The sequence below is a fragment of the Okeania sp. SIO2F4 genome (genome assembly GCF_010672385.1).
Lineage (GTDB): Bacteria > Cyanobacteriota > Cyanobacteriia > Cyanobacteriales > Microcoleaceae > Trichodesmium.
In genome coordinates this window covers 1-9,700 of record NZ_JAAHGT010000311.1, presented here as the reverse complement: position 1 = coordinate 9,700, position 9,700 = coordinate 1, and the positions used below count along the sequence as shown (strand labels likewise).

Annotated in this window: 9 protein-coding genes; 6 read left to right on the top strand and 3 right to left on the bottom strand. The window is 37.1% G+C overall.

Features of this window, described 5'->3' with window-relative positions:
* Positions 1 to 673: 673 nt before the first annotated feature.
* From F6K22_RS19615 to F6K22_RS19605, 3 genes are all read left to right on the top strand, one after another.
* Positions 674 to 1,837: a glycosyltransferase gene (locus F6K22_RS19615; RefSeq protein ID WP_293101449.1), complete on the top strand. Its 1,164-nt coding sequence runs from the start codon at positions 674 to 676 to the stop codon at positions 1,835 to 1,837.
* A gap of 72 nt (positions 1,838 to 1,909) precedes the next feature.
* A complete protein-coding gene (locus F6K22_RS19610; RefSeq protein ID WP_293101446.1) occupies positions 1,910 to 2,143 on the top strand; it encodes a hypothetical protein in 234 nt (77 codons plus the stop codon).
* Between the two features lie 17 nt (positions 2,144 to 2,160).
* On the top strand, positions 2,161 to 2,535 hold the full coding sequence (locus F6K22_RS19605) for a sulfotransferase (RefSeq protein WP_293101455.1): 375 nt from the start codon (positions 2,161 to 2,163) through the stop codon (positions 2,533 to 2,535).
* 165 nt (positions 2,536 to 2,700) lie between these two features.
* On the opposite strand, the gene clpB is transcribed toward F6K22_RS19605, so the two are convergent.
* Both clpB and gloA read right to left on the bottom strand, forming a co-directional pair.
* Positions 2,701 to 5,418, bottom strand: a complete 2,718-nt coding sequence (gene clpB, locus F6K22_RS19600) for an ATP-dependent chaperone ClpB (protein WP_293101442.1) — start codon at positions 5,416 to 5,418, stop codon at positions 2,701 to 2,703.
* A gap of 574 nt (positions 5,419 to 5,992) precedes the next feature.
* The gene (gene gloA / locus F6K22_RS19595) at positions 5,993 to 6,421 is read right to left on the bottom strand and encodes a lactoylglutathione lyase (RefSeq protein ID WP_293101439.1); all 429 of its coding nucleotides are present in this window, start codon (positions 6,419 to 6,421) and stop codon (positions 5,993 to 5,995) included.
* 349 nt (positions 6,422 to 6,770) lie between these two features.
* Here gloA and F6K22_RS19590 point away from each other — a divergent pair, with 349 nt between their 5' ends.
* The 3 genes from F6K22_RS19590 to F6K22_RS19580 all read left to right on the top strand — a co-directional run bounded on the left by F6K22_RS19590 (position 6,771) and on the right by F6K22_RS19580 (position 8,287).
* A complete protein-coding gene (locus F6K22_RS19590) occupies positions 6,771 to 6,905 on the top strand; it encodes a helix-turn-helix domain-containing protein (RefSeq protein WP_293101436.1) in 135 nt (44 codons plus the stop codon).
* 393 nt (positions 6,906 to 7,298) lie between these two features.
* Positions 7,299 to 7,688 carry an RNA-guided endonuclease InsQ/TnpB family protein gene (locus F6K22_RS19585; protein WP_293101433.1) on the top strand — a complete coding sequence of 130 codons (390 nt, stop codon included), beginning with the start codon at positions 7,299 to 7,301 and terminating at the stop codon, positions 7,686 to 7,688.
* Positions 7,679 to 8,287 carry a zinc ribbon domain-containing protein gene (locus F6K22_RS19580; protein WP_363273948.1) on the top strand — a complete coding sequence of 203 codons (609 nt, stop codon included), beginning with the start codon at positions 7,679 to 7,681 and terminating at the stop codon, positions 8,285 to 8,287. Before F6K22_RS19585 ends, F6K22_RS19580 begins: the two co-directional genes overlap by 10 nt.
* 472 nt (positions 8,288 to 8,759) lie before the next feature.
* On the opposite strand, the gene F6K22_RS19575 is transcribed toward F6K22_RS19580, so the two are convergent.
* Positions 8,760 to 9,218 carry a hypothetical protein gene (locus F6K22_RS19575; RefSeq protein WP_293101430.1) on the bottom strand — a complete coding sequence of 153 codons (459 nt, stop codon included), beginning with the start codon at positions 9,216 to 9,218 and terminating at the stop codon, positions 8,760 to 8,762.
* Positions 9,219 to 9,700: the final 482 nt, after the last annotated feature.

Genomic DNA, 9,700 nt, shown 5'->3' with positions numbered 1-9,700 from the left:
TAATTTCATAACTTTTCTATTTTCCTAATCTAAAATTTATCATTTAATTATACTGGCGAGCTAGAAGCTCGCACTGTTATTTATTAACTTTTAACCAATTACTGAAAAATTGGGGTATGCGCCTCCCCTTTCAAGGGGATGAAAAAAATCAACTTCAGTATTTCAAGGCTCTAGCTTTAGCTGCGAGGTACTGATAACTGATAACTGAAATGACCCCTAGACTCATTGCTCAATACCATTAGGACTTACGCACCTGCAACGTATTTCCGTCATTGCGACCGACTCTTAAGCAATCTCAAACCCTACTTTTTCGTGCCTCGTGCGTAAGTCCTGACTATTTAATAATAGTGATTTATGGAGTCTTTTTTTTAAACAGGGATTGCACCAAACATCTGATTCGGATTTCACTACCAAGAAAACTATAATGCAACACATAGTGGTTTTCAAGGGTTAAATATTTTTCTAGGCATCTAAATTAATTAATTTCATATCTAAAAAAAGTAAGTTAATTCAGAAATAAATCTTTATAAATAAATCTTTATATAGAACTTACCTTTCAGTATTTTTGAGAAAATTTTGATTTTTATCCTGATAGTCAAATCCCAAACTTGAATAATTTTGTAGGATGCTTACGAGCAAAATTGAGTAACCCTACCCCAATCAATATCTATCTATGTATAAATCACAACCAGATATAGCTGTTTTCCTCCGAAATTTAACAGCAGGAGGAGCAGAGCGTGTTATGCTAAATTTGGCTTCTGGCTTTGAGAAAAAAGGAGCTAACGTAGAAATAATATTAACTCATGCAGAAGGAAAATTTCTCGATCAAGTACCAAAGGAAATCAAAGTAATAAACTTTGATAATCCTAATCTATATGGAAGTAATTTGTACGGTAAGTTTAAGCTACCAACAGGATTTCAATCTTTGAGAAGTTTACCAAAGCTAGTTAATTATCTGCAGCATAAAAAACCAAAAGTTTTACTTTCTGCTACGCACTTTCCGAACGAAATTGCCATACTTGCCAAAAAAATTGCTGGAGTATCTACTCGTATTTTTGTCTCAGAACATACTAATCTTTCTGTAGAAGCAAAAATGGTAGAACAGAAATCCTCTCGTTTAGCGCCATTTACTGCTAGATTTTTATATCCTTTGGCAGATGGAATAATGGCAGTTTCTCAAGGAGCTGCTGATAGTTTAGCTAATGTAAGTGGGATACCCCTAGACAAAATTCAAGTTATCTATAATCCAGTTATTACTTCAGAAGCAAGAACTAAAATAAAAGAAACTGTAGAACACCCTTGGTTGAAAATGGGGGAACCTCCAGTAGTGATAGGGGCTGGTCGCTTCGTAGCCCAAAAAGATTTTGCTACTTTGATTCGAGCTTTTGCCCAAGTACGAAAGACAAGACCTGCGAGACTAATGATGTTGGGTAGTGGTCGGGAGGAAAAAAAATTAAAGGCTCTGGTAAAGCAGTTAAATATAGAAGAATATGTTGCTTGGGAGGGCTTTGTTAGCAATCCTTTGGCATATATGAAGCAGGCAGCAGTATTTGTCATGTCTTCTCTGTGGGAGGGTTTACCTACTATATTGATTGAAGCATTAGCTGTAGGAATCCCAGTAATTTCAACAGATTGCCCTAGTGGCCCATCAGAAATTGTCGCTAATGGTAAGTATGGTGAATTAGTACCAGTGGGGGATAGTCAAGCAATTGCTAAGGCAATTTTGAGAGTGTTGTCTGGGGATGTTAAATCAGTTGATTCTGATTGGTTGGAACAATTTACTTGGGAAACTTCTACTCAAAGATATCTTGATTTTTTGGGAATTAGCGATCGCTGAGGTTGCTCTTTTTTTAAGATGTTAAAAATTGAGAAATTATACTAACTTTGCTAAGATTTAAGAATTACAATTATGCCAGAAAATAGACCAGATATTGCTATTTATCTCCGGTTGCTCTACGGCGGTGGTGCGGAAAGAGTTATGGTAAATTTGATGGAGGCTTTGAGGTTTCGGAAACTTTGGGGGAGTTACTTTATACCACATTGGTCTCAACCAGGCTTGATTCCTCGTAATCCCAAACGAGGCGATGGCTTTGAAAATATTGTATTCTTTGGTCGCGAGCAAAATCTAATACATATTAATTAGCCCAAAAATATCCTAAAATTTGGAAGCCATATAATGATGTAGATACTGCTATGGATAAATGGATGAGGGCTATTGCTGCTAGCCAGAAGCACTTAGATAAGCCGAATCATGTTATGGTTAAATATGAAGACTTGGTAGAAGATACTCAGAATCAATTGGTAAAGCTTTGTAACTTTATGGATGTCGAATTTGAGGAAAATATGTTGTCAACTTATGGGGAGACAGCTAGTAATGTTAGCTTACAAAGAGAACATTGGAAGAAAGATGTATCTCGAAAAATTGAAAAAGCAAGTTCCACTAAATTTGAAAGATTGTTTGATGAATCGCAAAGGGAATATATTTTAGAGAAAGTAACTCCGATGAATTTAAAATCAAAGGAGATTAATAATTAATCAAAATATTGGTCTAATTATCATTAACATAAGCTCTAAGTTTAGTTTTATTCATACTATTCAAATCTGGCTTCATCATAATAACTTTTACTCGCGAGAAAAAAGCTCTCACTATATATTCGCAGCAAGAATGTAGGGGCGAATAGGTATTCACCCCTACCATGATTACCTTTTTACCAATTCCAACTCATCTTTTTTCCCAAACACTAAACCCCCATCTAAACAATCAATTACTACAACATCCCCACCAACAAATTTATTCTCTAAAATTTGATTTGCTAGAGGATTTTCTAATTCTCTTTGAATTGCCCGCTTTAAAGGTCTCGCTCCATAAACTGGGTCATATCCAACTTCAGCAATGTGGTCTAATGTGGCAGCAGTTAATTTCAAACTAATTTTTTGTTCCCCTAATAATCGTTCAATTCTCTTCACTTGAATCTCCACAATTTGACGTAATTCACTCTTCCTTAAAGTGTGGAATAATATAATCTCATCCACCCTGTTTAAAAATTCTGGGCGGAAATGTTTTCTCAATCCTCCCATTACTCGTTTATACATTTCCTCATATTTAGAATCATCTCCTGCTACATCCAGAATATACTCACTACCGATATTACTTGTCATTACAATTACAGTATTACTAAAATCAACTACTCTTCCTTGAGAATCAGTAATCCTACCATCATCCAATACCTGTAATAACACATTAAATACATCTGGGTGTGCCTTCTCCACTTCATCAAACAAAACCACAGAATAAGGATGTCGCCTTACTGCCTCCGATAACTGACCCCCTTGGTCATAACCCACATATCCAGGGGGGGCACCCACCAACCGAGAAACGGCGTGTTTCTCCATATATTCCGACATATCAATTCGCACTAAAGCATCTTCCCGGTCAAACAAAAACCCTGCTAACGCCCGTGCTAACTCAGTTTTACCAACTCCAGTCGGACCTAAAAACATAAACGAACCAATAGGTCGTCCTGGGTCTTTCATTCCTGCTCTTGCCCTTCTAATAGCTGCTGCTACAGCTTCCACAGCTTCAGACTGACCAATTACTCTTTGATGTAGATGTTTTTCTAGTTGGAGCAATTTTTGGCGTTCCGACTCCAATAAACGATTTACCGGAATACCAGTCCACTTAGCAACGATAGTGGCAATGTCCGCATCTGTAACTTGTTCCCGGAGGAGGGATGAACCTTGAGCTTGAACCTTTAATAATTCTGCTTCCTTAGCCTCGCGATCGCGATGTACAGTTTCTAGTTGCCCATATTTTAATTGAGCTGCCGTATTCAGATCGTAAGCTCGTTCTGCTTGTTCTATTTGTACTTTTATTTTATCTTCTTCTGCTTTGAGGGAGTTAATAGCATTTAACAACTCTTTTTCCCCAGACCATTGAGAGGAAAATTTTTCCTGTTTTTTCTTCAAGGAGTTAATTTCATTGGTAATGCGTTGTAAAGCTGGAGATACTTTTACAGGTGAGGTAGCTTCAGCATTTTTATTTTTATTAGTACCTTGCAACTCTCCTTCAATGGAAAGTTTCTCCATCTCCAACTGCATTATCCGTCTGTCAATAGCTTCTAACTCTACTGGTTTAGAAGTAATTTCCATTTTTAATTGAGCAGCAGCTTCATCCACCAAGTCGATCGCCTTATCTGGCAAAAAGCGGTCAGAAATATAACGGTTAGACAAAGTAGCAGCAGCAACCAAAGCAGCATCAGTAATTTTCACACCGTGGTGAGTTTCGTAACGGTCTTTCAACCCCCGCAAAATAGAAATAGTATCCTCAACGCTAGGTTGACCAACCTCTACCTTTTGAAACCGACGTTCTAAAGCAGCATCCTTTTCTATATGTTTGCGATATTCATCAATAGTCGTAGCTCCGATACAACGAAGTTCCCCACGAGCAAGCATTGGTTTGAGCAAATTTCCCGCATCTACCCCCGAACCACTACCGCCACCCGAACCTGCACCAACAACCGTATGTAGTTCGTCAATAAATAAAATAATTTGACCGTCCGAGTGGGTAACTTCCCGCAAAACCGATCTGAGACGTTCTTCAAATTCTCCTCTAAACTTTGCCCCTGCAATGAGACTACCCATATCAAGACTAATAAGTTGCCGTTCTTTCAGAGACTCTGGCACATCCCCATTCACAATACGTTGAGCTAAACCTTCGGCGATCGCTGTTTTGCCCACCCCTGGTTCCCCAATAAGTACGGGATTATTTTTTGTCCGACGGGATAAACAACTAACCACTCGGCGAATTTCTTCATCTCTACCAATAACCGGGTCAAGTTTACCTGCTTTAGCTAACTCTGTCAGGTCGCGCCCATATTTTTCCAAAGCATCATAAGTCGCCTCTGGGTTTTGGTCTTCGACTTTACTACTACCTCGAACTGCTTTAATAGTTGCCTCTAGTTCTTCAAATTCAACTTTTGGAGTAGTTTGGGGGCGTTCAAAACCAGGGCGAGTTGGTAGTTGGGGAGTACCACCACCAATAAGTTTATTACCCAGACGTTTATCTTGGTGAAAGGCGAGTAGAAGATGTTCAACAGCAATAAATTTATCTTCCCATTTTTCTCTAGCTTCATCAGCGAGGTCTAGAAAAATTTCCAGACCTTGCCCTAGGTAGAGGTGTTCTATACTACCGACTTTAGGTTGGCGTTTAGCAAAAGCGTCTATTTGTTGCAGAAGGCGTTCTGCTTCTATACCAGAACGGTTTAAAATTTTATTAGCTGTGCCTTGTTGTTCTAGGAGAGCAATAATTAAGTGTTCTACTTCTAGTTGTTGGTTTTGGTAGCGTTTGGCAACATCTTGGGATTTTACTATAGCATCCCAGGCTTGTTCTGTAAATTTGCTTGGGTCAGTTGGCTGCATTTGAACTATTTTAAATTTTTTCCTGTGAGATTTTTTCTGGTACAGCACTTACGGATTTTTGACCGATCAACTCTATATATAGTGTGGCACTATAGTTTTAATTTAATAGATATAGAGTTTTTGCATAAGTCCTGTGATAATTAAATAAAATTATGGCTATATGGTAGGTCGGTTTAACCTTGCTGGAGCTTACTTGCCTAGTATTTCCTAGGGAAAGGAAGAAGGAAGATATATTTTGGATTTCACTCCAAACTGTTTGATTTTTATCCTTTCAATAATTGTATGATTTTGCCAAATTATGACAGAAGTTAATAGATTTTAGCTTTATATTTGTCAAGCTAAAATATTTGCTACAAATCAAACTTCTCTGAGTTTTTCAGATTAAAGAAAGATAGCTAAAAACAGCATTTAGCTTTGAGCTGATTACTAATTATTTATTATCAAAATAATTGTGTCATTTACCCCTCCTTTTAGGGCGAAATGTTTTTGGAGGGTTACTCTAGTCCCCCTGACAAAAACTACTTCTGAACTTCTGACTTCCTTAACTTCTTCTCTTCTCCCTCTTCCCTACTTTTTAATTAGTGCTAGTTACAACTTCTTTTTCTGAGCTGCTACTACGACTACTTAACTCAATTAGCTCTACTTTATATCCATTTGGGTCTTCCACAAAGGCAATAACTGTGGAGCCATGTTTCATTGGCCCCGGTTCACGGGTAATTTTGCCTCCTTGTGCTCTGATTTGTGCACAAGTGCCATAAATATCATCAACACCCAAGGCAATATGGCCATAAGCGTCGCCCAAATCGTATTTATCGGTACCCCAGTTATAGGTCAGTTCTAATACTGTATGGTCTGACTCATCACCATAACCAACGAAGGCCAGAGTAAATTCGCCACCAGGATAGTCTTTTTGGCGTAGTAGTTTCATACCGAGGACATCGCAGTAGAATTTGAGGGATTCTTCTAAGTTGTTGACTCGCAGCATGGTGTGTAATAGTCGCATGGTCTACTCCTTATTCCTTGACTATATCTATACTCTTTAATTTTGAGGCAATTTGGTCAATATGGGGAGTAGATATTGTCCTACTTAATACCAATTTCATAAAATATTGCAGACCCTGATGGAGCAGGGAACGGGGAATAGTTCATTAATGGATAATGGATAATTACCTCTCCCTAAAACGGATTGGAAAGAGGAAAAAAGGTTTTAATTGTAGAATATCTGCGATATATAAACTGTTGGATGGAATTACCAGAAAATTGGGTTTAAAGCCTCGCCCTAGAAGGGCGACTTTTTAGTTTATTTTATTTCAATAAATATGTTATCATGTTGTTAGTTTAAGAGTCAAATTATGAAAGCTAGATTTAAGTATCGTATCTATCCCACACCAGGACAGAAATACCGATTAGCAAAGCTATTTGATTGTGTCCGTGTGGTTTGGAATGATAGTCTAGCTTTCTGCCAAGAAAAGTATAAATCAGGATAAAAGAAACCTGACTTATCTGAACTACAAAAGCTTTTTATTACTCAAGCTAAAAAACTGAAAATAGAGAGTGGTTATTAGAGATTTATGCTATACCATTGCAGCAATCTTTGAATGATTTAAACCAGGCGTTGCTCTAACTTTTTTAAATCGACAAAAGGTCAGATAAAAGGTAGACCTATTAAACCTCCAGATTGCTTCGTTCCTCGCAACGCTCCGCGATTTAAAAGTAGAAAGTCACGCGCAAACTGCTAGGTTCACAAAGGGAGGATTTAAAGTTGGTAAACATAAAGTTCCTAGCAACGCTAAGATTGGAAAGCTGAAAATAGTTTCGCCTGTGAGAATTACCTGCTGCTCCATCATCAGTCACAGTAATCAAAGATTGTAGGGGCATCTATGCGAATCGCCCCTACTAGATATTTCTTGAGTTTTGTAGTAGAAATACAACCAGAAATATTACCTCAAACTGATAATTCAGTAGGTATAGATTTAGGCATATCTACCTTTGCTACATTGAGTGACGGTACAAAGATTGATGCTCCTAAACCACTCAAAAAACGAATTAAAAAGTACCAAAAATTAAGTAAGTTATTATCTCATAAAACTCCAGGCTCTAAAAGGTATGAAAAAGCACGGGCTAGAGTTGCTAAATTTCATGCTAAATTAAAAGATATAAGAACAGATTTTCTGCATAAATTATCTACTAAAATAATTCGTGAAAACCAAACAGTTGTTTTAGAAGACCGTAAATTATCCAGAGCTAGATCAGATTTAGGTTGGATTTAGGTTGGAGACCCATACGGACATTGCTAGAAGGAAAAGCAGAAAAATATGGTCGTGATTTGAGAGTAATTAGTCGTTGGGAACTAACATCTCAAGTTTGTTCAGATTGTGGGTTTAGAGGTGGGAAGTTAGACATTCAGGTGCGAGAATGGGAGTGTCTCAACTGTGGTACAAAACACGATAGAAATGAGAATGCAGCGATAAATATATTAGTCGCGGGCGGGCAGTCCGAGACACTAAACGGACGTGGAGGCAAGCGTAAGACTACCGTCAAGGTAGCGGCAGCCTCTGTTAGCGGAGCTTTGCGCCAGCAAAACGTCAACTCGCCGAGGGGCTACGGCTCGGTAGGAATCTCCGTGCCTGCCTCTTGCCTCCTTTCCTTCGGAATGCTACGCAAACGGAGGAGCTACGCTAACGCTAACAGGCCGGAGAGGATGTCAAATCAACAACTAATTAGGGCTTACTCAATAATCATAAAAGCATTGACATATAAAGGTATTAGCCTTTTTTATCCGAAAAAGTACCAGCTTTTCGCACTTATAAAGCTCAAAAAGTTAGTATTTTCGGCAGACAACGGCAGAAAAACCAATGGAAAATGCTGACTCCTACCTCCTCTATAATTCTCGTTCCTCTAATAATTACCTCTCCTTAAAATGGATAGGATTGAGTAAAATGATTTTTTTTCTTTTTTATCCTTAAAAGGAGAGGCTTTAGACCTTAATTATTCGGTAATATTAATTCCTTAAAATAACGTCAGACCTTCCTCAATACTTCAGTTCCCTACTCCCAACTCCCTACTTTCCAGAAAATATAGTAATACTTTTGAGATTTAGTATAACGTCTTTTTTTTTAGCTTAGTCTACTTACTTTGGCTTTTTTCTCTCTAGAGCTTAATTTTCTATTGTTGTCAGATTAACTTTAGTGGCATTTTATATTTTTTTTGTTTCAGCGATCGCTTTGTTTAAATCTACAAAAATATAAGTTAATTAATTTTACTATTTCAATCAATTGCTATTTCACCAAACTTAGCAATTAGTAAAATAGCAATCAATATTTTTCATATCAAGTTTTATTTCACAATTTTTTGTGACTGAGTTTTTCTAATCGAGACTTTTCTTTAGCTAAAGCATTATCAATTTTTTTGATTCCTTCTAATGATATTAATGACCTACATTGTTTTACTAAATTCTCCCATTTTAATAAATTTTGAATTGAATTAGAATCTTCAATCTTTTTTACATAAAACTGTACCCAAAATTTAGGTACATACTTTTGCTTTCTAGTTTTTATTCGCTTGCGCCATTTAGCAAAATCAGCTTTTCTTGGTTTCTCTACTCCTAAAACTGGTGGCATATCAGCATAACTGACAAATCTACTTTTGCTCTTTCCTACAACATGAATCACATATTTCCAACAGCTTATTTTGTAGATATTGTCTGATTTAATTCCTAAATGAAATGCCAAGGCATCTCTAGTTACAAATCTCTTTAATGGATGAGTAACAGTAGACTTATTTTCTATAGACTTTTTCATAAAATATATCTTAAGGTTAAATATATTATTGTGGCCGAAATTGTTGATTTATTTGTTTATAGTTCTATATTAAATAATACTTGGCTATTTTGTCAACATACAAAAGTAAGCTAATTTTTTTCTCTAAAAAATCAATAATAAGTCCCTATGAAGGAATAGAGTGTGGACAGTATGGAAACTAAGGGAAAGATTTGTTGGTGGTGCATAGTAATGGTAGAGAGAGTGTGGGAAGTGTGGGAAGTGTGGGAAGTGTAGGAAGAAATTAAAAAAATATATATCCTCACCATTACTATGCAGGACTACCGTAAATCCTTTGAGAGTTAATCAGCAACCCCTAAGTACCACTAATGAATACTATTTGATACTCCATGGACTAAGGTCGCGTGGATTTTGTTTTCCTCCGGGAAAGATTGTTATACTAACCCAAATCCCGTGACTCGTTTTTCACCCAGGTGTTAAAAAACTCTGGCTCTCATCTTCAT

What these genes read in the sequence shown, in the direction of transcription:
- F6K22_RS19615 (WP_293101449.1), top strand. Translation starts at nt 674, where the DNA reads ATGTATAAATCACAACCAGATATAGCTGTTTTCCTCCGAAATTTAACA.
- F6K22_RS19610 (WP_293101446.1), top strand. Translation starts at nt 1,910, where the DNA reads ATGCCAGAAAATAGACCAGATATTGCTATTTATCTCCGGTTGCTCTAC.
- clpB (WP_293101442.1), bottom strand. Translation starts at nt 5,418, where the DNA reads ATGCAGCCAACTGACCCAAGCAAATTTACAGAACAAGCCTGGGATGCT.
- gloA (WP_293101439.1), bottom strand. Translation starts at nt 6,421, where the DNA reads ATGCGACTATTACACACCATGCTGCGAGTCAACAACTTAGAAGAATCC.
- F6K22_RS19590 (WP_293101436.1), top strand. Translation starts at nt 6,771, where the DNA reads ATGAAAGCTAGATTTAAGTATCGTATCTATCCCACACCAGGACAGAAA.
- F6K22_RS19585 (WP_293101433.1), top strand. Translation starts at nt 7,299, where the DNA reads ATGCGAATCGCCCCTACTAGATATTTCTTGAGTTTTGTAGTAGAAATA.
- F6K22_RS19575 (WP_293101430.1), bottom strand. Translation starts at nt 9,218, where the DNA reads ATGAAAAAGTCTATAGAAAATAAGTCTACTGTTACTCATCCATTAAAG.